The sequence below is a fragment of the Paenibacillus sp. P13VS genome (assembly GCF_015143645.1).
Classification (GTDB): domain Bacteria; phylum Bacillota; class Bacilli; order Paenibacillales; family Paenibacillaceae; genus Paenibacillus; species Paenibacillus xylanilyticus_A.
The window spans coordinates 35,630-61,878 of sequence record NZ_WYEV01000018.1 but is presented as its reverse complement, the minus strand read 5'-3'; the positions used below and the strand labels follow the sequence as shown (position 1 = coordinate 61,878).

The 26,249-nt window shown below is 46.6% G+C and carries 20 protein-coding genes; 5 read left to right on the top strand and 15 right to left on the bottom strand.

What is annotated here, in order from left to right:
• Positions 1-125 precede the first annotated feature (125 nt).
• From GUA98_RS27395 to GUA98_RS27365, 7 genes are all read right to left on the bottom strand, one after another.
• Positions 126-3,122, bottom strand: a complete 2,997-nt coding sequence (locus GUA98_RS27395; protein WP_193725048.1) for a beta-galactosidase — start codon at positions 3,120-3,122, stop codon at positions 126-128.
• A gap of 84 nt (positions 3,123-3,206) precedes the next feature.
• Entirely contained in the window at positions 3,207-4,706 is a 1,500-nt protein-coding gene (locus GUA98_RS27390) for a glycoside hydrolase family 30 protein (RefSeq protein ID WP_193725047.1), read from the bottom strand.
• 82 nt (positions 4,707-4,788) lie between these two features.
• A complete protein-coding gene (locus GUA98_RS27385; RefSeq protein WP_095289651.1) occupies positions 4,789-5,634 on the bottom strand; it encodes a carbohydrate ABC transporter permease in 846 nt (281 codons plus the stop codon).
• Complete coding sequence (locus GUA98_RS27380; protein ID WP_095289650.1) at positions 5,627-6,514, bottom strand: carbohydrate ABC transporter permease; 888 nt, start codon at positions 6,512-6,514, stop codon at positions 5,627-5,629. The genes GUA98_RS27385 and GUA98_RS27380 overlap by 8 nt, the downstream gene beginning before the upstream one ends.
• Before the next feature lie 83 nt (positions 6,515-6,597).
• A complete protein-coding gene (locus GUA98_RS27375; RefSeq protein WP_193725046.1) occupies positions 6,598-7,869 on the bottom strand; it encodes an ABC transporter substrate-binding protein in 1,272 nt (423 codons plus the stop codon).
• Positions 7,870-8,050: 181 nt separating this feature from the next.
• On the bottom strand, positions 8,051-9,079 hold the full coding sequence (locus GUA98_RS27370) for a LacI family DNA-binding transcriptional regulator (RefSeq protein WP_095359667.1): 1,029 nt from the start codon (positions 9,077-9,079) through the stop codon (positions 8,051-8,053).
• 84 nt (positions 9,080-9,163) lie between these two features.
• Positions 9,164-10,051 (bottom strand): metallophosphoesterase family protein, encoded by an 888-nt coding sequence (locus tag GUA98_RS27365; RefSeq protein WP_193725045.1) that lies wholly within the window; start codon positions 10,049-10,051, stop codon positions 9,164-9,166.
• A 155-nt stretch (positions 10,052-10,206) separates the two neighbouring features.
• Here GUA98_RS27365 and GUA98_RS27360 point away from each other — a divergent pair, with 155 nt between their 5' ends.
• Both GUA98_RS27360 and solA read left to right on the top strand, forming a co-directional pair.
• A complete protein-coding gene (locus GUA98_RS27360) occupies positions 10,207-10,569 on the top strand; it encodes an iron-sulfur cluster biosynthesis family protein (protein ID WP_095289646.1) in 363 nt (120 codons plus the stop codon).
• Between the two features lie 219 nt (positions 10,570-10,788).
• Positions 10,789-11,946 (top strand): N-methyl-L-tryptophan oxidase, encoded by a 1,158-nt coding sequence (solA, locus tag GUA98_RS27355; RefSeq protein WP_312027074.1) that lies wholly within the window; start codon positions 10,789-10,791, stop codon positions 11,944-11,946.
• 139 nt (positions 11,947-12,085) lie between these two features.
• On the opposite strand, the gene GUA98_RS27350 is transcribed toward solA, so the two are convergent.
• On the bottom strand, positions 12,086-12,259 hold the full coding sequence (locus tag GUA98_RS27350) for a hypothetical protein (protein ID WP_193725043.1): 174 nt from the start codon (positions 12,257-12,259) through the stop codon (positions 12,086-12,088).
• A gap of 224 nt (positions 12,260-12,483) precedes the next feature.
• Here GUA98_RS27350 and GUA98_RS27345 point away from each other — a divergent pair, with 224 nt between their 5' ends.
• On the top strand, positions 12,484-12,879 hold the full coding sequence (locus tag GUA98_RS27345; protein ID WP_221805595.1) for a hypothetical protein: 396 nt from the start codon (positions 12,484-12,486) through the stop codon (positions 12,877-12,879).
• 31 nt (positions 12,880-12,910) lie between these two features.
• Positions 12,911-13,342, top strand: a complete 432-nt coding sequence (locus GUA98_RS27340; protein WP_193725041.1) for a hypothetical protein — start codon at positions 12,911-12,913, stop codon at positions 13,340-13,342.
• Between the two features lie 174 nt (positions 13,343-13,516).
• On the opposite strand, the gene GUA98_RS27335 is transcribed toward GUA98_RS27340, so the two are convergent.
• The 7 genes from GUA98_RS27335 to GUA98_RS27305 all read right to left on the bottom strand — a co-directional run bounded on the left by GUA98_RS27335 (position 13,517) and on the right by GUA98_RS27305 (position 25,377).
• Positions 13,517-14,395, bottom strand: coding sequence for an amidohydrolase family protein (locus tag GUA98_RS27335; RefSeq protein WP_193725040.1), 879 nt, complete (start codon positions 14,393-14,395; stop codon positions 13,517-13,519).
• Positions 14,382-17,552, bottom strand: coding sequence for a GNAT family N-acetyltransferase (locus GUA98_RS27330; RefSeq protein WP_193725039.1), 3,171 nt, complete (start codon positions 17,550-17,552; stop codon positions 14,382-14,384). The genes GUA98_RS27335 and GUA98_RS27330 overlap by 14 nt, the downstream gene beginning before the upstream one ends.
• A gap of 533 nt (positions 17,553-18,085) precedes the next feature.
• The gene (locus GUA98_RS27325) at positions 18,086-19,294 is read right to left on the bottom strand and encodes an MFS transporter (RefSeq protein WP_153980809.1); all 1,209 of its coding nucleotides are present in this window, start codon (positions 19,292-19,294) and stop codon (positions 18,086-18,088) included.
• 86 nt (positions 19,295-19,380) lie between these two features.
• Positions 19,381-20,415, bottom strand: a complete 1,035-nt coding sequence (locus GUA98_RS27320; RefSeq protein ID WP_153979618.1) for an ROK family protein — start codon at positions 20,413-20,415, stop codon at positions 19,381-19,383.
• A 483-nt stretch (positions 20,416-20,898) separates the two neighbouring features.
• Positions 20,899-23,292 (bottom strand): AAA family ATPase, encoded by a 2,394-nt coding sequence (locus GUA98_RS27315; RefSeq protein WP_193725038.1) that lies wholly within the window; start codon positions 23,290-23,292, stop codon positions 20,899-20,901.
• A complete protein-coding gene (locus GUA98_RS27310) occupies positions 23,285-23,986 on the bottom strand; it encodes an ABC-three component system middle component 1 (RefSeq protein WP_227780165.1) in 702 nt (233 codons plus the stop codon). Before GUA98_RS27310 ends, GUA98_RS27315 begins: the two co-directional genes overlap by 8 nt.
• Positions 23,987-23,997: 11 nt before the next feature.
• On the bottom strand, positions 23,998-25,377 hold the full coding sequence (locus GUA98_RS27305) for an ABC-three component system protein (RefSeq protein ID WP_153979621.1): 1,380 nt from the start codon (positions 25,375-25,377) through the stop codon (positions 23,998-24,000).
• Between the two features lie 215 nt (positions 25,378-25,592).
• On the opposite strand from GUA98_RS27305, the gene GUA98_RS27300 reads away from it, so the two are divergent.
• Complete coding sequence (locus GUA98_RS27300; RefSeq protein WP_193725036.1) at positions 25,593-26,207, top strand: TetR/AcrR family transcriptional regulator; 615 nt, start codon at positions 25,593-25,595, stop codon at positions 26,205-26,207.
• Positions 26,208-26,249 lie beyond the last annotated feature (42 nt).

Here is a 26,249-nt window from a genome sequence, read left to right as displayed (position 1 = left end):
CCATTGTACCAAAATCATGATAAAAAGACCCCTATATTGCACAGCAGATGATATTAACAAATCACCGTACTGTTCAACAAGGAGTCCTGCTGCACACGTTAACCGTGCCTATTCACACTTGATGGTTATTCGATTACAACCCACGGGTATCGGGACGGCTCATCAAACAGAAGTCGTATTCGATCAGGTGCACAGCCTTCCTCGTCAAATACGAGCAGTTCATTCTCGTCCTGAAGCCAGGAAACAGGAACTTTGTAATCTTCCTGTGGACCAATCTGCCAATATCGGCCCAGATGATATCCATTCAGATGGAGTGTTCCCTTGCTCATTCCGGTAAGCCGAACCATCAAGTTCACTCGGTAATGTTCCGGTACGCTAGGTCGGGAGAACTTCCAACGGTACCACACCGGCTGGCCATATGAACGATCAATCAGCGGACTGGCCATACGATTGCCACTATACTGAGCGACACCCTTGGTTTCCATCGGATCTGCCGATTCATCGAAGGTAACCAGCGTTCCCCACTGCTTGGGAAACAGCGCTTCGTTACCAGCCATGCGCCAGTCTGTTAGCTTATCTTCATTTCGATACAGAATAAGTTCTAATCGATTCAGAGGGCTGCTGCTGTAAGGCATTTCGAGTGTGTTGTTTTCACCTGGTTTCAAATAGAGTGACAGATCGACCGTATGGAAGGAAAACCAGTCCTGATATCCTTCGAGCGGTACATCGATGCCATTAATCCGCAGTCCTTTGCTTACAGCTCCAACCAGAATGGCACGGTCCATGCCATCCAGCGTGATACTCCGGCTGATCAGCGGATGTTCCTCCAGATGATTCACTTCATCCAGATGAACAATTCCACTTGCCGCCTGCCAGTCCCGCCGGATATCCTGTACGGCGCCGCCGAGATAAACAGGGCCTGCCAATCCTTTGCTCTCTCCCAGATGTGGGGAGAAATTGAGCCTTCCCATGTGCTGGATCAGGATCTGGAGCCTGTTCGTTCCTTTCACAGTCTTCACCGGGATAGCTGCCGCACCAACCTGTCTTACCAGCGCCTGTTCCACGCCACCGACATATACTCTGGCCGTATCCTGAAGATCCGGCAGAATGAGATTGCTCGTACTGCCATCCTCACTGTGGAAGTCACATTCATAGAGCAGATATCCGTAATCCTGCCCGTACTCCGCGAAGTGTTCCGGCTGACCGCTTGGTGATTGCGCCGCTGCTTCCAGCTTGATACGCGCTACATCCGGGGATTCAGACAACCTTGGAGCCATCGGCAGCATTGGCAGCTGCTGATCGTGAGTGCCCTTGGTCGCATGGTAATCCTCCGTATCCTCCGTATCCTCCGTACGGCTGGACTCCACTACGGCATCCGGTTGCATGAACTCGCGTCCAGTCAGCATCTGTTCACCAGAGGGCCAGCCACCGAGCAGCATCATGGACCGGTCCGGATCGGAGATCATGCCCTTGACCTGCCCGGATGGCAGAATGTCAACATCATCCACCCCGATCACATAACGCAGTTGTTCCTGATCCGTGCCTTCGATTCTCCAGGTTCTGTCCATCGCTTCACTGTCCAGTACAATGATGCGGAGCGGGACACCGCCAGCCTCCAGACGAATCGTCCCGGGTTCACGGAAATGGAACAAATCCAGGCGCCGGACATCACTTTCCGGATCGTGACCCAGGAGTAGCTGCATGCTGCTGCTTATCACTCGCAGGGACGGAGCCTCCAGTTCCACAACCGACCGCTGTCCCGTATCTCCCACAATGAACAACGTTCGTTCACCATTCACCATTTCGTTGCCTGCAATCCACACACCACCCGTCAGGAAAACATCATCCGCAATCCGAATCCGGTCAAAAACCGGAACGATCTGCCCAGGGTCCAAAGCAACAGGAAGGGTCCGTCCTTCTTCCAGCGTAATGGGCAGCGTCTGCCGTTCATCCAGGTGACTCTCCAGAAACCAGACCTTCTGGTCGCCAGAACGCCGGGCTCGTATGGAGGTCCCCTTTGGATGACGCGGGCTAATCTCCGCTTCCGGAACCTCTTCGGATTCCATGAAGAACGTTCCGAACGCATTCACGAAATAGGACCACTTCTTCGTTACCGCGTATTTCGGCGTCACACGCCCGTATTCATTCAGCGGTGCATCGTAGTCATACGAAGTGACCATGAATATGTCGCTGCTGCCCACGGTTCTTCCGCCATATCCGCCAAAGTTGGTCCCGCCATAGAACATGTAATGGCTGATCCCGGTGTACCCGGCACGGAGAACCTCCATCAGCCGCTTTTCCAGTAAGGGCGCCGTTTTCTGAATGGCAGAGGGTCCGCCCCAATTCTCGAACCATCCAGTCCAGAACTCGGTAACCATCTTCGGCGTATCCGGCTGTTTCTCACACAGCTTCGCATAATGCCCGTCAGCACCTGACCAGAAATTGGCCCCTTCGATGGTCCCCTCTGCACCCCCTACACAGGTAATGAGCGGAACTTCGATACCCCGCCGCAGCAATCCATCCCGAAGGCGGTTCATATGGTCACTTGCTGCGGCGTCATCCATCAGATACCCGTATTCGTTCTCCACCTGAACAAGAATGACGCTGCCTCCAGTGGAGACCTGACGCTCACGGATGATCGGTATAATCCGGTCGAAGTACAGGTCCACATAGTGCAGATAGGTTTCGTTGTTTTCACGGAATTTCACGTGTGGCTTCGTTTCCAGCCAATAAGGAAATCCGCCAAAATCCCATTCTGCACAGATGAACGGGCCTGGACGTGCAATGACCCACATACCCAGTTCGGCACACAGATCCAGGAAAGCCCCACAGTCACGATCTCCTTCGAAATTCCATTGTCCTTCCTCGGGTTCATGTACGTTCCAGGCAAAGTACGTATCGATACAGTTCATGCCGGCCAGTTTGGCCTTAACCAATACTTCTCGCCACTCTTCCCTTGGCATCCGGAAGTAATGAATCGTTGCACTGTTCAGAAATACGCGCTGTCCATTCCACATGAAGCTATGCCGGTCATAATTCCATTCCGAAGCAACACGGTTGTCAGCCCCAGGTTCTGTATTCTTCTCCTGCTCATGAAGCAAAAGGGATCGTTTCTCTGTCAAAGCGTTCCCCTCCTTCTTAAATGTTTGAGTTCATATGTCATTCATCTATTCCTAATCAAGCGAATGGATCTGCGTCTGCTTCATCTACTCGCCCGCATTCAACGTTACACCTTCCAGAACCACGGTGGTCACGGAATTGTCCGCCACGGGCACTTCCACTCCATTGGCATACACCGGAATATCCTCAAGCTGTTCCATATTCCGGTCCGGTGAGGTCTGGTACACCTGTGCCGTGGATGAATTCCCAATATCAAAAGCCTGCAAATCAAACGCCTTTTTCCCGGCAGACAGTTCATTGCGGATAACCAGCACCAGTCTCTGACGCTCTGCGTCATAGGCAGCCAGCGTACGTCCATCATCGGTCGGTATAATCTGCGTACCCGGACGAATGTACTTGGTGAACTGGGCCATGCCGTAATACTGCTTGGTCATCTCATACAGCTCATCCCCGTTAAAATGGGCATGGATGAAGCCCCAGTTATTATTCGCACCTTCATCTTCAACCGCCTGCCAGTAGACCCAGGCAGAAGGCTGCATGATTTTCAGATCAAACATGATCCGCTCCGCAAGTTCCTGTACCGATGTCATATCTTCGTGATGATGAGGTTCACTGCCTCCCGTGCCATACTCGGACATCCACAATTTTTTTCCATGCCGCTCGGCCAGCGTGCGCAGTTCCTCCATTTTGCTTCCATTATAAGAATGGGTGTTGATCTGCGCGATCACATCCAGCGTTTCCTGATCATAGATACTGAAGTTGTGCACGGTTTCATCAATACTGTTGTCGTCCGCAGCACTGATGACCGTACCATCCAATCCCTTGCTCTTCAGCGATGCAGCCACCTTCTTGATAATCTCGGCCTGCTTGTCGTTGCTGAAGTGACTGCCTTCCTGCATGTTGCCTTTTTTCCACCAGTCCGAGGAAGGTTCATTCAGGGGATCAAGCGTCCGGAACGTAATGCCCCACTCATCCCGGTAATGCTTCACCACTTCGGTCAAATAATCGGCAAAGGCGTCATACTGATCCTCACGCAGATTATTGCCGCCGTCTATCGCACCCGTTACCGATCCGCTGATGGTCATCCAATACGGGGGTGAGTTGGAGAATGCCTCAGCGATGTTAACTCCGCGTTCCAGGGAGCCCTGCAATACCGACCGCTGCCCCGCATCCGCCTCCCAGTCCCACACGCCAGGTTCAGGCTGGAAGCCGGGAACATCACCGCCGGGGCGGAGCGCCTTCATGTCCGGGTTTTCTTCTCCGCCGATATTGTAACGGACGATGTTCAGTCCCAGCCCTTTGTCTGCATCAAAGACCAGATCCATAACTTCATCGACTTTCGCCTGATCCTTCCATCCCCCCAGATCGTTGGCCCACCACGCAAGCGACGTACCCCATCCTTCAAAATGGTCATAGGACTGTTCAAGCTGCAGCCGGACCGGCTCACCCTCAAATGCGAGCATCTTGGATTTTTCATTGGCAAATTGATTCACGATGATTCCTCCTCCCGCCAGAAGCACAATCAGGGCCACACCGATCAGGGTATAGCTCCTTTTCCGGCTGCTGCGTTGTTTGTTATCCGCCATGGTTCACCCAATCCTCTCTCCATGCACGAACATGACATCCACTTGTTTTCACGACAGGTTCAATCATGGTACATACCTCCCGTTACTTGATTCCGCTGCTGCCTCCGCTGATGTTGGCTTCATAGACATAACGCTGTCCGAACAGATAGACCAGTACCATTGGAATGGTCAGGAACAAGGAAGCAATCATGACTAGGTTCCAAGGAGGCATCTGCCCGCCGCCAACGGTTGTCAGGAGCTGAACGCCAAGCGCGAGCGGCATTTTCTCCGGATCGTTGATATAGATGAGCGGCCCCATGAAGTTCCCCCAGTTATAGGAAAACGAGAAAATGGCGATGGCCGCCAGAATGGGGTAGGTCAGCGGCATGATAATCTTCCAGTAGATACCCGGGTGTCCCATACCATCGATCATCGCGGCTTCATCCAGTGACTTCGGAATACTCATCACGAACTGCCGGATCAGGAATACGTTGAACGCCCCTGCGAAGAAGCTCGGTACGATGAGCGGATAAAATGTATTGATCCAGTCCAGATGACGGAAGATGATGAACTGGGGCACCATGGTGACCTCACCCGGAATCATCATTGTGCTCAGCAGGACGATGAATAGAAACCGACTGCCTTTGGCCTTGATGCGGGCGAAGCCATAAGAAACGATGGAAGCCGACAGGACAGAGCCCACGATGGTGAATACGGTAATAATGATTGAATTTTTCAAATAGGTGCCCAGGTTGTTGTTGGTGAATATCGTGTAGAAGTTCGACCATTGAAACTCCAGCGGCACAAAGGTAAAAGCTGACTTCACCGTGGTTGCGTCACTCGCCAGTGCAATTGAGATCATGTACAGGAAGGGCGAAGCAAGCAGCACCCCGACCAGAATCAGAAATATGTAGGATATCGTTTTCTCCGCAGTGGATGGATTACTCATTCGCTTTTCCCTCCTCGTAGTGCACCCATAGTGCCGATGAACGGAACACAACCAGGGTAAGTGCCATGATGATAATGAACAGCACCCAGGCTATGGCTGAGGCGTAGCCCATTTTGTAGAACTGGAATGCATTCTGGAACAGGTAGGGAACGACCATCTGGCTCGCATTGTCAGGTCCGCCCGCTGTAACAATGAATACCTGTGCGAACGTCTGCAGCGCTCCGATCATCCCGGTAACCAGATTGAAGAAGATGACGGGCGTGAGCATTGGAAAGGTAATATGGAAAAAGGACTGTGTGCTCTTCGCTCCGTCAATGGCAGCAGCCTCGTACAGCTCCTGGGGAATGCCTTTCATACCCGCCAGCAGCAGTACCACGCCACCCCCGACGCCCCAGAGGGACATGAGAATCAATGCAGGTTTGACCCAGTTCGGATCGAGCAGCCAGGCAGGACCCGGAATGCCGAAGATGGACAGAGCCTTGTTAATCAACCCTTCGGTCGGCGCCAGCAAATGAATGAAGAGCAGCGAGCTTGCTACGACCGGTACGACTGACGGCAGATAGAACAAAATGCGAAAAAAGGTAATACCCTTGATTTTTTTGTTCAGATAATAGGCGATCCAGAGAGATATCGACATGCCGAGCGGAATGGATATCAAGGCATAGAAGAACGTATTGCCTACGGACTTCCAGAACAGCGGATCATCGGTGAGCAGTGTTTTGTAGTTGTCGATACCGATAAATTCCGGGGTCTGGAACAGATCCCAGTTCGTGAAGCTCATATAGATGGAAAACAGGATCGGACCCAGGGTAAGCCCCAGGAAACCGATCAGCCAAGGCGAGATGAAGAGATAAAACCATTTCCCGTCTTTTTTTCTCACGTTAAGCCCTCCCCATGACGTAGAGAGCAGATGGAGATACACACAAGTTCATGTGCTGCGCTCCATCTGTCCCCCTGTCCATGCTATTTGTAGAGTCGTTCCAGCCCACTCTGAATTTCGGTTACCGTATCATCCAGTGAAGCCTTGTTGTTGAAGTAGACGCCAAGCTTGTCATTGATCAGTTTCATCATTTCGTTCCATTGCGGGTTGAATGGTTCTGCATAAATGGTGGAATCGCTGAACGCAGCCATGTTGATCTTCTTGCCGCCATATTCGGCATTCAGGAATTCATCGCTGGACAGTCCCGCCTTCGTAGCTGGTGCATCCTGCCCTGCCTTGATCATCGGCATCTGTGCCTCAGGCGTCGTCAATGCTTCAATAATCTTGAATGCTTCCTCCTTGTGCTTCGATGCATTCGTGATGGTGAAGCCGTTGAAGAACGCGTTCGTCTCCCCCCATACCGGAGAGATATCCCAGTTGATGCCTTCCACCTTGGCCAGTGAACCGATGTTCCAGAAACCGGTTGTTTCCATTGCGATTTTACCCTGAGCGAACAGCGGGTCCGCACCGATATTCCCCATGTCGGCAATCTCCGTCGGCGTCGGTCCAGCACCGTGCGTGAAGATCAGGTCGTTCATGAATTGCAGTGCGTTACGCACCGGTTCCGTGTTGAAGGTTGGCTTGCCGCTCTCGTCGAACAGCGATCCCCCGTTCTGGTAGATCAGCTGCATCCACTGCGGCCACCAGCTTCCCGGGTAGTACCCCCATTGAACCGTCTTGCCGTTCTCCTGCACCGTCAGCTTCTTGGCTGCTTCGAGCAGGTCTTCCTGGGTCCAGTCCTTGGTTGGGTATTCCACCCCAGCCTTGTCGAACAGATCCTTGTTATAAAAGAGTACCATCGCGCCTGCGCGGTCCGGCATGCCGAACTGCTTGCCATCGTATTTCATGAGGTTCGCGATGTCATCGGAGTAACGCTCTGACATGTTGACATTGTTTGCCTGGATCATCTCATCCAGCGGAATGATCTGATTTTTGGAGGCGTACGCCTGATAGTTCTCGGCAATCATCATGATGTCGGGCGCAGTTCCCCCGGCGATCATGGTCTGTACCTTCTGGTCATAATCCCCGGCAACCACGTTGAGCTTCACGTTGATATCGGGATATGTCTGTTTCACAATGTCGAGTCTCTCCTGGTAAATCTTCTTCTCATCCTCCGAGCCCCAGATGGTCATGCTCAGATCAACCTTGCCTCCGGCCCCGCCGGCTGAATCGCCGCCGTCCCCACTGCTGCAAGCTGTCAGAACTACAACCATAACCAACATCAATAACGAAATGACCTTTAAACTTCTTCTCATACGGTACGCCCCCTCGAAATAATGAATGGATGACCACACTGAAACCCGTTTCATGAAATGGGTTTCATAAAGCCTGAAATTAAAACCCGTTCCACTTTATGAAAGGGGTTTCATTCACGGACTCATTATATTTCACCTTTCGAGGGAATGTCAACGCTTTCTTTTCCAGATGTCCGTCCCTTTATCGCTTGGCAGGACCAGTGCTCTGACGGATAATCAGCTCCGGCTGCAGCACGGTTTGCTTCTTCGCTTGTCCCTGATTAATCAGCTCGTGCAGCTTATCCACCGCCAGCTTGCCAAGCTGATACGTATTCTGTGACACGGTCGTCAGTTCCGGAATAACCGCACTGGCCAGTGGCGTATCATCGAATCCCACGATGGAAATATCCTGCGGAATCGACAGACCATGTTCAATCGTTGCCTTGATCGCACCAATGGCGGTGTAATCATTCACACAGATGACTCCTGTCGGTGGATTGTCCTGCTCCAACAGCTTGGACATCTCCCGTTTGCCGTCATCGATGGAGAAACTGCCGAGCAGCTGGCGTTCTTTCGGAATTTCGAGTCCATGCTCCCGCAGTTTTTTCTGCACGGCCTTGACCTTGACCATCGTTGTGGACAGTTCTCTCAATCCGCCTACAAAAGCGATGTCCCGATGTCCCAGTTCCAGCAAATGTTCCGCAGCGAGTACAGCGCCTGCCCCTTCATCCGTGTAAACCCGGTGGAAACCTCCTTTGGGTATATTGCCATTGACCAATACAATCGGCATACGTTTGCCCATGTCGATCAATTCCTGAGCCATGTCGTCCGGACAATGCTGCATGTTGATTCTTCCCCCGAGGAAAATAATGCCGTCCACCCGCTTTTCCCGCAAAATGGACAGATACTCGGACTCCCGGTTGTAATCCCCCGCCGTATTGCACAGAAAGAACGTGTATCCCAAGCCGCGTGCCTCATTCTCGGCGCCCCAGAATACTTCCGGGAAGAACGGATTGGTAATGTCGGGAAGGATGATGGCAATCGTGCCCGTCTCTTTCTTGATCAGGCTTCGTGCCTGCGCATTGGGCTGGAACTGGTGCTTCTCGATAATCGACATGATCTTCTCCCTCGTGCTTGCCCGCACGGGTGCCGTATCGTTGAGCACCCGGGAGACGGTCGCAACAGATACGTTTGCTTCTTTCGCGATGTCATAAATGGTGATCGGTGTCATAAGTGGAACCTTCCTTTGTCTCTAATTTTCCTGCTTATCATACCAGATAAGGATGGGTGATGTAATGGGTTTCACTCTGATGCATCAACCTCGTGTCAAAATAAACAGCTTGCTGTCGGCATTCACGACCTGCGTGCCGTTGTTCAGCTGTACAAGGGACGTATCCCAGTGGGTATGTCCGCAAAAGACAACCGTCTCCGGCCCGGCCTCCAGGGCCTGCCGGATCAGCGGTTCGCCCTTGAGCCCAAGCTCAGGAATGCCCGGGCTCTGATGCAGCAGTAAGCAATCCGGCTGCAGCTTCAGCAGCTTGTTCACGGATTGCAGGTAGTGCTTCTCCGGCAGCCGGTTCGGCTTGTCCGGCCTGCCGATAATGCCGCCCAGGCCAGCGATGCGCAGCAGCTGTGACTGGGCGGCAGCATGCGGCGCAGGGCCACCCGCTGGCGGGCCTGCGTCAATGACGGCTGGGACATCCATGTAGTGGATGCCCTCGCCGCTGTGCAGCCGATGAGCGCCTGCTTCATCGGTGAGATCATGGTTGCCGTCCACCCCGCCAACCCAGCCGAAGGCTTCCCGGAAGGCAAGCCAGACGGGAACCGGATTGCCGCTTGCTCCCCTTTTGCCGCGCCGGGCATACAGGTCTCCGCACAATAACACTCCCACACGATCCGGATCAACCTCCGGCCATTCCACTTCCAGCAGCAGCCGCACATGGGCGGGCAGCATTACACCGAGCAATACATCCATGTCGGATTCAGCCGCTGCATCGGCAGTCATCGTGTGCGTTTCCATCCGGGGCACAGGCACAATGCCCTGCAGATCCGAAGCCACAATAAGTGCATCTATACCCTCTGGCAACCCGGAAACCGTACCATGATATATGGGCAGCTGTGCCTCTGCAACCTCTCCCCCGGGGATGGCAATCAGGTAATCATACGGTTCGATCGGCTGGTCGTTCAGGTTCAAGATTTTCATGCAAATTCGCCTCCTTCGCTGACAAAACATGGAGCAAATTAGTCTTCATTTTTCCATGATTTTGACATGGATACTCCTTCTATTTTACCTTACTCGCCCATATATTAGATTGTAAGCGAATTCATATGGTGATTAGAGGAGTGTGAACTTACGTTATGATCATTCAGGTCAGCCCGCTGGCAGAATCCAGACTTAACGCGATGCTGGGAGATCGGCCAGGCTATTTAAAGCTGTTTTATGACACCGATGGATGCGGATGCGATGGCACTGCGGTCCTCCTGATCGTTAACGAACCGGATAGTGATGACATTCCGATTGAATCCGGTGCGCTCCCTTTTCTCATCAACAAACAGCAGCAGATATACTTCGAGTCCAACTTGCGTCTGCAATCGGAGAACAGCTTCCCTTCGTACCGGCTGACCAGTGATTCCATGATCTACGGCAGCCATGTCAAGGTCCATGATCTTCGGGATACGGCCAACTCTTCACCCGAGCCGCTCAGTTGGTTTGTCCGCTGATTTATTTTACTACGCTTAAACACATATGCAAAAGCCGGCACTCCCGTTGGAGCGACCGGCTTTTGTTATGGAAGGTATGGAATATCTTTGCTTTTATCCAATTTCTCCTTATCGTAATACCTTCCTCTTCTAAGCTGCCTCTTGACCAAATTGGGTTTGAAGTCTACATTATCATGTAAGCTAATTAAGCCTAATCAATCCGCGAGAGGAGGAGCTCTTATCACACCATTCTATGACGTCATTATCGTTGGAGCAGGCTCCATGGGGATGAGTGCAGGTTATTATCTGGCACGAAGCGGGTTAAAAACCCTGATGATTGATGCTTTTGATCCCCCACATACCGAAGGGAGCCATCATGGAGAGTCGCGATTGATTCGTCATGTTTACAGCGGGGGACCTGATTACATCGCGATGGCGCTTCTTGCCCAGAATCTATGGCAGGAGCTGGAGGATATAACGGGTAATAATCTATTTGTTCGTTCAGGAGTCATCAACCTGGTTGATCCAGAATTTCATACGTTTCGCGACCGGTTGACTCATGCAGATGATGCCGGAGTCCGGTATGAGATGCTGCGTGCCAATGAAGTGATGAAGCGCTGGTCAGGGATTAACATACCTGAACATTATGAAGGCATGTACGAACCGGATGCTGGTTATCTGTTCAGTGAACGCTGCATTCAGACGTATCGTCAAGCTGCAGAACAAGCGGGTGCTACTCTGCTGACACATACCCCTGTGGAACACGTCGAGTGCGGGCCTCAGTCCGTATCCGTAAAAACTGCTGGAGGAGATACGTATCACGCAAGTAAGCTCATACTCAGCACAGGTGCCTGGTTTCAGACATTGAAACCGTTTGTGGATCTCCCGATTCGAGCCGTTCGAAAAACGGTAGGATGGTTCGATGCACCAGAGGCATTGTTCGGCGAAGAACATTTCCCTGGTTTCACGATAGCCGAACGGGAAGGGATCTATTACGGATTCCCCAGCATCGGCGGGGCCGGAGTGAAGATTGGCCGTCATGATACAGGACCTACATGGACGCCAGGAGAATCACAGACACCGTTCGGAACGGATGAAACGGACGAGAGTGAACTGCGGAGACTGCTTGAGCTTCGAATGCCACAGGCGGCAGGCCAATTGAAGCGCGGCAGTGTATGCAAATACGAAATGACGCCTGACGAGGACTTTATTATTGATCGTCACCCGCTGCATGAGCATGTTTGGCTGGCTGGCGGATTCTCGGGTCATGGCTTCAAATTCGCGAGCGCAATTGGCCAGATCCTGTCCGATTTGGTCCAGACAGGTCATACGAATCAGGACATCGGAAGGTTTGCCCTGTCCCGTTTTGCCAAGACCGGCGTCTCATCATCCCTATAAATTCAAAAGACGTGCAGGGACATCATCAATCTCTATCGATTGGCGTCCTTGCACGTCTTCTTTATGAACACTTTTAATATTAAAAATGATTCTTGTGATCATGCTTAAAGCGGACTCAAGAACATCATCCTTGTCACGCTTAATCGTTCTCGGAAGCAATGCCCTGTACCTGGTCCATGATCTCATGCATATTCTGCGTGACAAACGTAAAGGTATCCCTCGTTTGACCAACACTGCTCTCATGCTGCTCCGCAATGGTTTCGATGGCTTGTACGCTGCGATTGTTCTGCTCGACATGTTCAATCGTCTGCATATCTGTGAATTATTCAGTGATATAGAACATTTGCATTGATGTTTTCATATTCGTGCAGTACCTCTGACGCTCTTTCTCCGCGTTCTTTCTAGGACAAAGGAGTGAGCAACCGATTAACAAATATAGACTTTGGTTTAATACAAATTATGACATCACTTACGTATAATCAAAGAACTACATATTTATTAGGGAGAGAACTGAAATTGAATACAAAAATGCCCACAATGTTAAACGTTATACGCTCACTGCTCTGGGTACAGATGATCTATATGGGAATTGCCACAGGCTTTATAATCTACGATATGCTGCGCCACAGTGCAGATTACGCGGCGTTTCCGCTATCCGATCAGGTTGCTTACTTCACGAGTGCGGGAACCCGCATTCTCCTAATCCTGGGACCTCCTATTCTGACCATGATATTCATTGCAAAAAGAAGATATAAACTGACCATGACCTTCATGATTCTTACCTTTCTGTTCTCTGCCGGATTGCTTCAGAATTTTCTAGTCGTTCTGCATTTGTTCATGCTCCTTGTACTCCTGCTCCACAAACCGAGCAAGATGTATCTCAAGCAGGAGGCTCCTGTGCGGCAGTATTCCAAGCGGGATTTGCAAGTATAGATTTAGTTGTAGAATGGAGTCTGTGAATAGAATGAAACCTAAGTTCCCCGTGATGCTGAATGTAGTGCGCATCTTGTTGAGTATCAAAGTTGTATATCTCTTCGTTGCTTTCAGTGTATTCCTCTATATTTTCAGTCAAAATCCAGAGATTGTTACGGGTCATCAAGTTAACGGAAATGATTTGGTTAGTCTCACCAATGAGATTACTGGCAGAATCATATTTTTTATCGGCCCTAGCTTGCTTGCTGTCATTTCCATTACGAAACGAAAGTTTAGATCCACTGTTACTTTCCTGGGCATCGCTGCTTTTCTTGGCGTATTGAATGAGGGACTACTAACCGCACTCGTTCAACTTTTTGCCTTGTTGGTCGTGTTATTACATCGACCGAGTAAAACTTTTTTAAAACGACAGGATTCAGATGTTACAGCCACTAAGTATGTTGCCAAGAAGAGCCTGACCTAATCGTCTGGCTCTTTTTTGTGTGAAGCAGTAGATTGTTTTAATAGAAATTGCATTAAAAAAGCTCCTGCCATATATGTGGCAAGAGCTTTCCTGTGATCGTTGGCTAACAGTGACCGCAAACGTCGTATACAGAATATTTACCGTCTTATAAATATTATCCTTGAACCTTTCTTCTTAACCCAGCTGTGCAATTCGCTGCTCTATGCGTGGAAATAAACGGAATGCATTCTCATAGAACACCTTGTCATGATGCTGCTCCGGCACAAGCCTGCGGATGAATTCGGCATACAGATCGATCGGTGCAAGCGGCCAGTCGGTTCCGAAGAGCATTTTCTCGTAGTGATCGGAATATACCAGCGCCCGGCGGAAATGGTCCATGAACAGCGGTTCATTCATGAATCGTTCAAAATGGGGACGATCCCCCACCACAAGTCCGGACAAATCGGCATATACGTTAGGATTCTTCGCCACCACTTCGGCGGCATCCATCACCCAGGGATCACCCAAATGACAGATCATGAAGTTCACCCCGCGCTGTTGGTAAGCTAGCTCATCCACGGTCAGCGGATGGGCATACTTCAGCAATCCATTCATGGAGTAGGTATCCCCCGTATGAATCACGACGGGTATGTTGTACTTGGCTGCCAGCTCATAGATCGGAGTATAGATCTTGTCATGGACATAGTAATGATAGTACCCCGCGTACAGCTTGATACCCGCTACCTCGGGAACCTGTAGCCTTGCTTCAATGCGGTCCAATTCTTCCTGCGCGTGTTCACCGCCAAGCCGGTTCGGATTGACGCCAACACATTCCATCAGAAAGGGCGGAACCTTTTCTTCCAGATCAAGTCCCATCGGGTTGGGTGAACTGGAGTCCGGAAAGGCTCCTTTGGTCTGCTCGGTTACTCCCATGCCAATACCGAGAATGACATCGTTCTTGTCAAACTCCGCCTTAAGACCCGCGGCAGAGTAATCGACTCGGGAGAGATCGATCGCCGTTCGATGAAAGCTATCAATATCAGACAGATGAATGTGAATATCAATGATCGGCATGAGTGTTCTCCTTTTCAACAGTTGTGTTCCTAAAGGATAGCTTCAACAGGCTGCGGACATCTTCCTTATTCAGAGGAATCTGCCCTAAGACCAGATAGGTTGGTTTCATCCAGGCCGTCTCCCCATTGGATACCGGCAGATGTTGATGCACATTGTGGCTGAGTACCTGGTTATTCACATATACCGACGGATTATGGTTGGGATAAGCATCTACGGCATGAAGCATGTTTTTACGAGTAACCGCACCTATTCGCAAGATTCCTTTCAATTGAAGACCTGCATCCACCTTCCCCAAGGAGAACCGTCCTTGCTCGGGATGTTCCAGCCAGCCTTCGGCAAAGATGGGTGACGGCCTGAAGAAATGATCTTCGGTAAGCGAGTAATTCACCTGCGTCAACCCGGTTTCGTTCGTCACCGAATGCAGAGAACAAAGAACCGGCACCCCAGGCAGCATGAGGTAACGCTGTTGTACCGTGATCCCCCGATTCGCTTCCTGTTTCTCGATCCGGGTTGTCATGCAGATTCCTGTCCAGACGTTTCCGTGATCATCCTTCTGCTCCGTCCACGCTGTACTTCGGTGCTCCTGCTGACGACTGAAACCATTCATGCCGGGAATTCCCACACCAAGCCCGCCGTACCACGGATTCCACCAGGAACGCGGTGCTGCTTCCGGATACGAACTGTCCAGCCATTCCTCTCCCTGATACATCAATGAATGCACGACACTTCCAAACCCGGGTGCTGCTGCAATCGAGAGAACTCCATTGCTCACCGTATACACCGGACCTGCCTGCCCTTCTTCAATCACACAGTCAACAGCGGATTGCGTCTTCGGGAACCAGAGAGCGGTCCGTTCCTGAATCCGATCCTCCCCGCGATATACGGCCCGAATCTTCCAGCCATGTTCACTGTTTTCCTTGGCCACGGTTTCCTCAGGGGAGAACTCCAACTGTACAGAGTGAAGGTCCTGTTCCCGGTTTAATTCCATATCTGCAACTTTAAACTCCGATGCACCACCGTGCTGCGCATACAGCTCCAGATTTCCGGCTAACGGTATCATTTTTCGCTCCATCCATTCGGCCTGCAGCTTGCCTCCCTCAAATGGATTGCCACCGCCCAGAGCCAGTTCGAGATGGTCATCCAGCACAGGTACAATCAGATCGCGCTCTTTACGTGCAAAAGAACGGAAATCCTGCCACTTAACGAACGTGTTCAACGCAAATACAGTCTTCTTGGTCTGTACAACGGCCCCTGCCGGCATCCGGCCAAGGTCATGCTCCAGCCCCAGTGTATATTCCGGACGAAGCAGCTTCAGTGAAGGGTCCCAATAGATACCACACGCCCCGTATGCTTCCTTGCAGAAAAGCCAGTTCTCCGTGATTTGGGCACTATCCCAATGGCCCGGATCGCTGGAATACATATCACCCATGTCCACGTACCGACCTTGATACGGCAAAATTAGCCGGCTCCCGAAGAACCCGAAGTTGGTCATCAAACTCATATTTTCTTCCAGCTCTGTACTGCGCGTATTGATGATTTCGTGGTTAAATTCCGCAATGCCGCTGGCAAACAACTTGACCACAGATTTAACCTGTAACCCCGGAAAGTCCTCCGAATCATAGAGAGCTTCAAGAACCTGACTGTCCCCTTCGGGATAGATGTTGACTTCTTTGGCTTGTTTCTTGGAAAACTCCTCGGCAAATGGCTTGCCCAGCTTCGGATAGGTCCACCAGAATGTGTGCCGAGAGCCCGGATATTCGATCCACATCGTATTATCCTGTCTGCTCATATGAAGGGAGAACGCGCCATTCACAGCAACCCATTGATCCCCGTGCTCTCCGCCAAAGCGCCCTTGAGTTCCCTTCATCAGGACGGAGAGTTTACTTGTGAAAACGACTGGCTGGTGACCTGCCGGAACAGCTGTCACCTCCACCTTCCTCGAATAAAGTCCATACGAGCGCAGGATAAAGGATACGGGTATCGAAGCTTTACCCTTCGCAGGCACAGTGAGGCGTACCGAAGGTTCTGTCCATTCCAGGAATTCATCCTCGGGCAGGTCAAAAGCAAACTCAGCCTCGGCATCATAATTGTTCTCCACGTTCAGAACCAGCTCTGCCGGGACACCCGTGTACAGTTCCTTCGCGGGCAGCACAAGGTTCAGCTTGGCTGGAAACTTCGGTGCAACGCCTATACGGAACTCCGCTTTCCTGCCGCCAATCAGCCATGTGCTGGCGACAACAGGGTGGGTCTTCATCAGGTTCTGTTCCTCTGTGACCGGGTCCAGATGGAACTCGCCTTCCACTATGATCGTCTCCCCCGGAGCCACTTGTCTTGCGGTATCCAGAGCAAAGCGAATATTTTTGTTGTCCTGCCCCTTGATTTCAAACGTCTGCTCAGATGCTGAGCAGTTCTTGATTCGGTAGCGAACCTTGTATGTGGATCCAAACACCAGATCATGGTCATCGATCTCTGTAGTGATTACGTAATCTGGCGTGTCGAGTGCGGTCAAGCCACGACCGGACTTCTCGAACTCGGCGCGCAAGGAGATATCTCCCTTTTTCCAAGTGTAATCGAAGAAATCAAAGCCTCGCTCCCGCCGGCCATCCGGCTCAATGACAAGTTCACGCGTACTATCGGTATACCAATCCAACACCTCGAAGTAGGGAGCGAGCGCTTCGGTCTGCAAGACGGTCGGGATGAAGTTCATCAGGTGCACATTGTCCTCTTTTTTCTCCCAGAAGAAACCGCACTTCTTGTACATCGGCACGGCCTTGGTGTTGCCTGCCCACGTGAACAGATCGAGGCGTGGCCACCCCGCTTCCACGGTTTTGCGAACGGCGTTCAGGATCAGATTGCGTCCGACCTTATGGCCATGATAATCGGGGCGCACGTTCAATAACGGCACATACAGCGCACCTTCATCGAAACGGTAGTGGGCAAAGCTGCAAAAGCCAACCACTTCATGCTCATGAACTGCGAGAAACACATGCAGATTGGACGAACTCTCCATCTCCCGACGCACGGTATCTTCTGTTCTCTGGTTCGTCCCTCCTCCCCAGCTTTCATTGCTGCGGTTCCACATGTCTGCCAGTGCGGCAGCGTAGGAGTGATCGTATTCGATAATGCGGATCTGTTCTAGATTTGAGGTGACTGCCATGTCTCTATCCCCTTTGGTTTATGTATAGGGTGGTCTTGGGTACTCGTTCGTGATGACCCGACCTTGTCCGATAGCCACAGAGATGATAGAGTACGTGTTTGCAGAAGCTATCGATAGTATGATCATACTATAAATGGGAAACATTTTCAGAGGATTAAAATGTTTCTTTTCACTAGGAGTGTATACTAGATGCACTTAATCACCGGATAAATTCCATATCGAAACAATATAATTCGTTGCTTTATTAAAACTAGGTAAACCAAGAACAAAAGAGTCCAAAAATTCCTTTCGAAATAATAACCAAAAAATCCACGTTATTGAGATGGACGTGGATTTAAGTATGGGATCTCGTTTGGGAACTTAAAAACCAAAAAAATGCATTTATCCGTCCGTAAAATGAAAAATTTATCCGTCTACGGCTAGCTAAAATAATAGCATCATATATCTCAGAATCAATTAATAAAAGAACCCCCGTTTAACTCGAACGAGGATTCCTATGCCATCTCACATAATTAAATTAAATAGAATGATTACTAAATCAGTTCCTGCTTCCGTTTCAGATATACAAACAACACCACGCCCGACGCCGCACAGATCACAGCGCACAAACCGATAAACCCATAACCCGCCTGCAGCCCGCGGAGCAGGCCCAACGGAGTAGCTGCACCATACGCGTTCTTCACGCCTTCAATAACCCAGCCAATCGCATAGTTACCAATGACGCTGCCAACCCCCATCAGCGTAACCGCAAACGTAATGGCGGTATCACTTCCGTTAGGATACCTTTTCGCAATAAATGCCATCACGGTTGGATAGATCATCGCGATACCTGCACCGGACACAGCAAACAGGAACGCCAGCCCCTCACCGCCCGCGATGGCCGCGAACGTACAGATAGCGGAGAAAGCCGAGAAAACAATCAATGAAAGTACAAAACCAATCCGGTCCGTAAGCGGACCGAGCAGCAGCCGCCCGAGCGAGAAGCTGAGGAAAAATGCAGACAGCATCCCCGAAGCCTTCACGGTGTCCCAGGTATACGCCTTTTCCAGGAAGTTTACAAGCCAGCCGCCTACGGCCAGTTCGGATACCACGCCAAAAGAAAGAATCAGCACCATCATCCAGATGGCCGGATCACGTGTCAGCATTTTAAGGGAAACCCGGTCTTCATGCGGAAGATCATCTCCCGGAAACGAACTAAGCATTGCCGCAATAATAGGCAGTAGGCAGAGGGACAACATCGCCAGATACATGCCGCGCCAGTCCAGTTCATGCCCAAACACCGTCAGTGACATGACACCCGTTGCCAGCAGCGGAGCTACGGTTGAACTCAGACCATAGAAGAAATGGGACAGGTTCATCATTGTGCCTGTATTTTTCACAAAGATCCGAGCACCCAGAATCGCCAGCGCAATCTCCAGCATGCCATTACCGATGTACATGAAGAAATAAGATGAAGCAAAGAGCGGATATGTATGGGATAAATAAATGAACACACCCGAGAGAATCATGGAGGCAAAGGAGATGATGCTAACTGCCTTGATGCCCCATTTGCGGACAAGAATGGCCGTAAACGAACAAGCGATCAGATACCCCAATGCGTTCAGGGATAACAACGTTCCGAGCTGCTTCTCGTCCAGATTGAAGTCGAATTGAATGCGTGGAATCGCCGGGCCTTTAATATTTTCCGATATGCCAAACACAATAAAACCAATAAAGATGGTCGCCAGCTGCATGGCGTACATCTTATTAAACTTCTTTTTACTTGCTTGCTGCTCCAAAATGAGTACCTCCTGTTGTATAAGACAAATAACGATTCGTCACATATGATCTACCACTTTTTCTCAATTAACTGGATGCGGTAGGTTAAGCTCTCCAACGTGACAGCCACCAGGCCGGTAACATATTCACGTCGTGTGTCATTCTGAATCATGACTTGTGGCATGTGCTCCTGCGGAATGGTTTGCAGGCAACCCTGGATTAGATCGTGCTTCATGCCAGCGTCCATCGTGTCCCCTGTGATGACGATTGCTGCGGGGTTAATAATGACAATGATGGATACCAGCGTTTTGACCACAAGCTGATGCAGTCCCTCCGGAGTTTGCAGCATCCGAAGCTGTTCTTCGGATGACACCCCAAAAGGCAGGTAAGATACCTCGCCGCTAAAATGCGTGTTCCCTTTCAACGGGTGACCATCAATGATGAAACCTGCCCCGGGATAATGATTTTTCGGAAAAGTGACCACCGCAAAGTTCTTCTCTTCCTCAAAATGCTGCTCGTTGTACAGTCCGTACACCGTCAGATTCATGTCGTTATCAATAGTGACTTCAACGTCTTCGAATCGCTCCTTGAGCTTCGGCCCCAGCGGCTGACCTGCCAGACCTGGCACATCGCATATGCCTATCATTCCGTTGTGGGCCACCCCCGGTATACCAATCCCGATCGCCTGCACATTGTTGTACTTTTCAATCAAAGCTGCAATCAGATCCTCTACCGTAGCCATGGTAATCTCATCGAAAATAAGCGTCTGCTCATCCTGTATCTCGCCATTCAGATTAGCCTGAAGATGCGTGATCGAGTGAACACCGCCCTCTGTTCGAATAAACACGCATAGTACGCTGGCAAAGTCTGCATTGAATTGGTATCTGCTCGCAGGTCTCCCCCCGCTAGATTCATCCGGGCCCAGATCAATAATTTCTCCAGTCTGCAGCAGCTCGTTCAGAATCGTGCCGCAGGTCGCCACACTGAGTTTTGTCAGGTTCGCAATGGAAGACTTCGTTCCCACGCCCGTTGATCTAAGCGTGTTCTTCACCAGCTCCACATTAATTCGCTTCACCTGTTGTGTATTGTGTGATGTAGGCTGCATTTTGAGTTTTACGCCTCCTTTCCAGTAGATTGACGCCATTTACTGAATGTTTTTAAAAGTGTTTTAATAATTGAAGTTTAGGGGCACACATAGGGAAAGTCAATGCTTAATTGAAAGCAGGAACAGTGCTGGTGAAAACATAAAGGGACAGTTCAAGATCACTGTAAATGATCCTAGGCTGTCCCTTATTAACGTTTTATTTTTTGTAGACTGGCTCATTCGGTTCGCTAAGATGCTCTTCTCCAGTTGTGGTTTGAATAACTTTCTCTTCAGTTCTTATTCCAGTGTATAGAGTGAGTTGGAAGCGTATTAAAAAATTAACCTTTCTATGTTGCTATTTCGAATCACCACTCCTTATTAAAGAGAGGGTAAAATAAACCAAAAATATCTAATATACGTAATACCGAAAAGATATAAGACATCTTAACTTATTAATTCGTTATGAAATAATATCTTGTCATAATAATCTGTAAAACTCATAACTTAATTATTTACTAGCTCTCTCTTAACATTGAATTGTAGAGTGTTTTTACCGTACTTTTGAAATTTATATCTAATATATCGAGATATATGATCTTCATGAGTAGAAAGTATTATTTGTTTGTCAGGGAACTCATTCCTTAATAATTCCGTTAACGAAGCCATATTCAATTCATCCATTGTTTGCACAGGATCATCAATAAGAATTAAGCCAAGTCCTTTATTACCGTAAATTTTATTCAGTGCTAGAGTAAAAGAAATTACAAGTGAAGATACTTGACCAGAACTAAAATAATTAATTGCGTCATGTTCACTCATGTCATCTGACACAAATTTAATATTTTTTGCCTCACCTGATTCAGCCTCTTTTATGAAGACTCCTAAACCTTTTTGATAATATTGAATAATTTTCCCACTATAAATATAAAAAGGGATTTCTATATCTTTCATTATGCGATTCCAATGTTGCTTTATTCCTTTATCGTATTCATCAATGATATCAGATAGATTATTATTTTTATCTTCTAAGGCAGAACTTTTTCTCTCTAAAGAAGAAATATTAATTTCTATTTTTTTCAATTCATTAGTATTCCCTGTAAAATATATGTGTTCAATATAATTTATTTTTTCCTGAACTTGTTCTTGAGTTACCAGTCTTACTCTCTCAGGAGATTCTGAGAAATTTTCTTTGTAAATGCTAAGGAATTCATTAAATTTACTACCACCTGCATCATATATTTCATCAATGTGAATTCTTTCAAATGATATCATTTGAATTACATGATCGGTACGTGTAACCAAATCTTCAGGTATCTCGCGCTCTTTTTGGAAATATTTATTTACATCAATTCTTTTACTTTGACACCATTCAACAAATTTAGTAATTCTATTTTTAATTTTATTCGCATTCGATATCTCTTCAAAGAACTTGTTATCGATTCTATGAGTAGGATTCTGTAAGTAATCATTTACGTAGTCAATTATTTTTTGAAAGAAATTCTCATAAAGTTGCTTAGTTGTTTCTTCAACTCGCTTTGTAGAAACATCATAAAATTTAGAGAAATCTGCTTTTTTATCCTCAATAGCCCTTATTAGAATGTCCTGTTCTTCCCAATTTTGCCCACATAAAGGACAGATGCTATCTATTATGTGTGTGTGGCTTTGAGTTAACTTTACAAATTTCTCTATAAGTTGATTACGTGAGTCATTTAATTCTTTAATTAAAGTAGATAAATTTCCGGCAATTTTCTGATCAGTAGTTATCTGAATGATTAGAGTATTTATTTCACCAAAATAATTGTCTATTGGGAAGTTAACCTCTTTTAAAATATCAAAATTTAATAAGGACGGATTCTTTAGAAATGTTTCTGGTGAGAGCTTTAACAGAAGTTCATTCAGTTTTTCTTCAGTTTGCTTAATAGCCTTAATTTCTTCAAACTCATTGATGTGTAATCCCGTCAAAATAGCTGACCTAATTATAGAGTTATTATCACTAGAAACGGCAAAATCAATTTGCGAATTGTGTTTGGCGTTTAGGAAATCTTGAAACATAGTTATAAACTCATACATTAACCGTAACTCTTTCAAGATTATATCGCGGGATTCTCTCGTGTTAATTATTGGTAATTCAATATCCCACGGTTTAGGGATTTCAAGATGAGGTAATAGCGGATGAAACGCTGTATATCTCACACTGTCTTTGTCGAAAGTTTGTAACTCATTTATCAAATAATTATATCTGTTTCTCGCTTCTGTTAAACTCTTGGAAACTTTAGTTGAAACTTGTCTTAACTTTGATTTCAATTTAATCAAGCTTCGCTTCGTATCTTCTTCTTGTTTCGTGTCAAACAGTTGCCCTACCTCTTCCATCCTCTCCTTTGATTTTCTTTTTAAAAAATGAGTATTTTCTTCTTGCTGAATATAATAGAACAGATTATAGAATCGAGGTAAATCAGTTGTATTAAAAAGTTCTGATATTCTGTCTTGATTAATTTCTTCGTACTCCTCTTCGGGAGAGTCAAAAGATGATAGTAGAAATGTTTCAAACTTAAAAAAGTCCTCAGTACGAAATCTATGTAGTTTATTGTTAGCTTTCAATCGTTTAAGTAATGTAAATTGTTTTTCATTTGAACCAAATTCTATTTTAATGATGCAATCACGTTTTGTATTTTTCCTGAGCAAATCGACTCCAAATGTTGACCTTCCGTCATCAGATCGAATACGCTGAATTGTTCCTGTAAGCATTAATTCTATTGCATCAAAAAGGGTTGTTTTACCAAAACCATTGGGTCCATCTAGCATGATAAGATTGTAATCCTGTAAATCGATTTCAAGATTGAAATTGTCAATTAGTTTAAAATTTTGAATTGATATTTTCTTGAGAAACAAATCATTCATTATTAACTTCCCCCAACCATTCATTTAACAATTCATTTTCTTCTTCATCATTACAATTTTCAAGTTTTTGAATTAGATTTAGAGCGCTGTTTCTGACAGAATACAGTTCTAACTGTTTCAAACGATTGTCGATCCTCATTGATAAATTATCCAATTCCTCTTCTTCTCCTCGATACTGTAAGAACGGCAGTTTAATAAAAAGTCGTGTTGTTAAATGAAAAGCAGTTGATTCCACTGGGTGCTTTTTGAAATCATAGAACTTCTCTTTATCATTAAGTAAACTATACAAACCTTTAGTAATTCCTTTTGCTCTATGATGCTCATTAAACTCCTGCAGTTCTGCGTCCGCATATGGTAAAACTAATTTTCTAAAATGATAAGGATCTTCTTCCACTTCAAATATACTCCTGTTAAGCTTCTCATTATAAGTAAAAGCAGCTCTTTTTAAACAGATAATCAGAGTGGAATTTTTATCCATTCTTCTGTCATAACCAGTAGGTAGTCGCTTTAGCTCCACAAAGTATTGATTCATTAATTCATTCAGATTTTCAAAATTCACATCTTCATTTTCAAATAATACTAGGAAAAATCCTAACTTTGATGAATCTAAGTTAACAGCCATAAATCCGGACTTTTCTTCTAAAAATTCTGGTTCAACTACATTGAATTTATGTTCAATGAATAAATCCTTCAAAAAATGTATCATTACTCAAGCTCCTTTCTTGCTTGAGGGAAGTTAATCATTCTTATCCGTTTTATTTTCATAAATTTATCATCCTCTGATTCGTTATCACTCTCGAGTTCTTCATTTGAGATATGAGTATATTTATATGCTGCTTCTTCTAAAGATTGCATTGGTATATGTGAGGAAATCATTACATCTATCTCATGCAAATCTTCAATATCTGAGTTCATCATTATATCTTTAGCTATTCGGCTAACTTGTTTTTCATCTAGCAACTCATCATCGATTAATGATGTAGGCCTTTCATGCAACGTAGTAGGCAAATATACTAAATTTAGGCCGTTCTCATCTTTTCTCAAAAAAACCGACTGATCATTATGGAGCGGCTCTCTAAAAACATAGAGTGCTTTAAGTAAAGGGTCCCGTATTCCTTGAAATGGAATAAGACCATGAAAGGTTCTAAGATTTATTTCGCTCGCTTGAACATGAGGTGTCCATTTTTTACATAACTTTAAAAATGCATTATCATCTACTGATCTTACATCATCATAAAATGTCTTAACTCTTTGAAAAGCAATAGAGCTAGCTTCATTTTGATTATCATATAAAAATTGTTCACAAACAGAACAGTATAACTCTCGTAAGACATATGTATAATATTGTTTACTAGATTCCTCAAAATTACAATTTAGAGCTTCATAAATGTCACTAAATGGAATTCTTCTATTGTCCTTGGTAACTTTACCTTCTTGCAAAAATTTATGCCTTTCAGAAACATGGTTATCAAGTATAGAAAGCAAAAAATAATAAAGACGATTATAATGTTCTTCGCTTCTAGATATCCCCCTCTCCTTATAATATCTGGATAATTGAAAAATAATTCGATTTTTAATTTCTGTAAGATTACAATGATTTAAATCTTGATCATATGTAAACAAATCAAATTTTTCAAAAACTGATTCATAAAGATCATTGTCTATAACATATTGATAATACTCATTTGGATTCAATTGATTTTCAGAACCAGTTGCTGTAGGGGCAGTGAGGTTTTTGTATCTTTCTCTTAGAGTTGTTTTATCAGGAAGTTTCTCAGTAGTATGCAAATAAGCTTTGTCGATATGAGATTTTATTGCAAGTTTACCTAAAAGAGTCCATACAGCATCTTTATATTCGCTTGGGGCAGTAGAATTAAAAGTTTTAACTTGATGTATTGATACTTCCTTATCATTATAAATTACTGTAAAATCCTCTAAGTGCTCTAATTCCAATTCGAATTTTTTTACATTTTCATTTACTAAACTTTTGTCATTTATTATTTTTAGCACAGTGTAAATAGCCGTTTTACCTTGATAAGAGTAACCATTCCAACTATTTGTTGCATCATGATTTAGAGACTTCATAGTTTATCATCCTTATGACATATTCTTCAGTACAAACGTCACTTTATAATTAATTTTAAAGACTATTCGACAGAATAACAGATAAATCCTTCTAGTCCACATATTTATACAATTATATTGCATTCAAAAATGTATCATAACTCCCATTGACAAACCCACAAAATAAGAATAACCTAATAACGAATCACTCATTCATTATTAAGGAGTCGTTCTCAATGGTGCAATCCAAGAAAGACGAAGTCAGGAAAGAAATTGAATATGCGGCGCTCAAGGTGTTCTACGAGAAAGGCTTTGTGGATGCCAAAATGAGCGACATTGCGAATGAAATCAATATTTCGGTAGGCAATATCTATACGTATTTCAAAAACAAAAAGGATCTGTTCTACGCGGTCGTTCCGCCCGATCTGGTGGATTACCTGAAAAAAGTGCTGGTCGATACCATTCACTTCGATAACCAGAACCTGTTCGAGGAGGAAACTGACAGCGAAAGGAAATCCGCACTGCTACAGGAACAGGTTGACGTATTGCGCAAATACCGGAACCAGATCATCATTATTTTCGAAAAGAACAAAGGAACGATCTACACCAACGCCAAGAACGAGCTCGTCGAGACCATGATCGAAACCAAGAAAGCCTATCTCAAAAAGCAGTACAAGCATTATGAGATTGGAATGGAAGAACACCTGATCTTGCTCGATATCCTCGCACACAATGTGATCGACATGAACCTGGATTTGTTAAAACGGGACATGAGCGAGGACAGCCGCAAGCAGATTTTTGAAGCATTATATGTATACCGGTTATACGGCATTAAGAGTTTGAGCGAATAAGCTATATGCCTAGCTGGCACAGCGTGCAGACCAGGTCAATAA

Bases quoted from the DNA above. Each gene is read 5' to 3' on its own strand.
- GUA98_RS27390 (WP_193725047.1), bottom strand. From the start codon at position 4,706: ATGGCGGATAACAAACAACGCAGCAGCCGGAAAAGGAGCTATACCCTG.
- GUA98_RS27385 (WP_095289651.1), bottom strand. From the start codon at position 5,634: ATGAGTAATCCATCCACTGCGGAGAAAACGATATCCTACATATTTCTG.
- GUA98_RS27375 (WP_193725046.1), bottom strand. From the start codon at position 7,869: ATGAGAAGAAGTTTAAAGGTCATTTCGTTATTGATGTTGGTTATGGTT.
- GUA98_RS27370 (WP_095359667.1), bottom strand. From the start codon at position 9,079: ATGACACCGATCACCATTTATGACATCGCGAAAGAAGCAAACGTATCT.
- GUA98_RS27365 (WP_193725045.1), bottom strand. From the start codon at position 10,051: ATGAAAATCTTGAACCTGAACGACCAGCCGATCGAACCGTATGATTAC.
- GUA98_RS27360 (WP_095289646.1), top strand. From the start codon at position 10,207: ATGATCATTCAGGTCAGCCCGCTGGCAGAATCCAGACTTAACGCGATG.
- GUA98_RS27350 (WP_193725043.1), bottom strand. From the start codon at position 12,259: ATGCAGACGATTGAACATGTCGAGCAGAACAATCGCAGCGTACAAGCC.
- GUA98_RS27345 (WP_221805595.1), top strand. From the start codon at position 12,484: ATGTTAAACGTTATACGCTCACTGCTCTGGGTACAGATGATCTATATG.
- GUA98_RS27340 (WP_193725041.1), top strand. From the start codon at position 12,911: ATGAAACCTAAGTTCCCCGTGATGCTGAATGTAGTGCGCATCTTGTTG.
- GUA98_RS27335 (WP_193725040.1), bottom strand. From the start codon at position 14,395: ATGCCGATCATTGATATTCACATTCATCTGTCTGATATTGATAGCTTT.
- GUA98_RS27330 (WP_193725039.1), bottom strand. From the start codon at position 17,552: ATGGCAGTCACCTCAAATCTAGAACAGATCCGCATTATCGAATACGAT.
- GUA98_RS27325 (WP_153980809.1), bottom strand. From the start codon at position 19,294: ATGTACGCCATGCAGCTGGCGACCATCTTTATTGGTTTTATTGTGTTT.
- GUA98_RS27320 (WP_153979618.1), bottom strand. From the start codon at position 20,415: ATGCAGCCTACATCACACAATACACAACAGGTGAAGCGAATTAATGTG.
- GUA98_RS27315 (WP_193725038.1), bottom strand. From the start codon at position 23,292: ATGAATGATTTGTTTCTCAAGAAAATATCAATTCAAAATTTTAAACTA.
- GUA98_RS27305 (WP_153979621.1), bottom strand. From the start codon at position 25,377: ATGAAGTCTCTAAATCATGATGCAACAAATAGTTGGAATGGTTACTCT.
- GUA98_RS27300 (WP_193725036.1), top strand. From the start codon at position 25,593: ATGGTGCAATCCAAGAAAGACGAAGTCAGGAAAGAAATTGAATATGCG.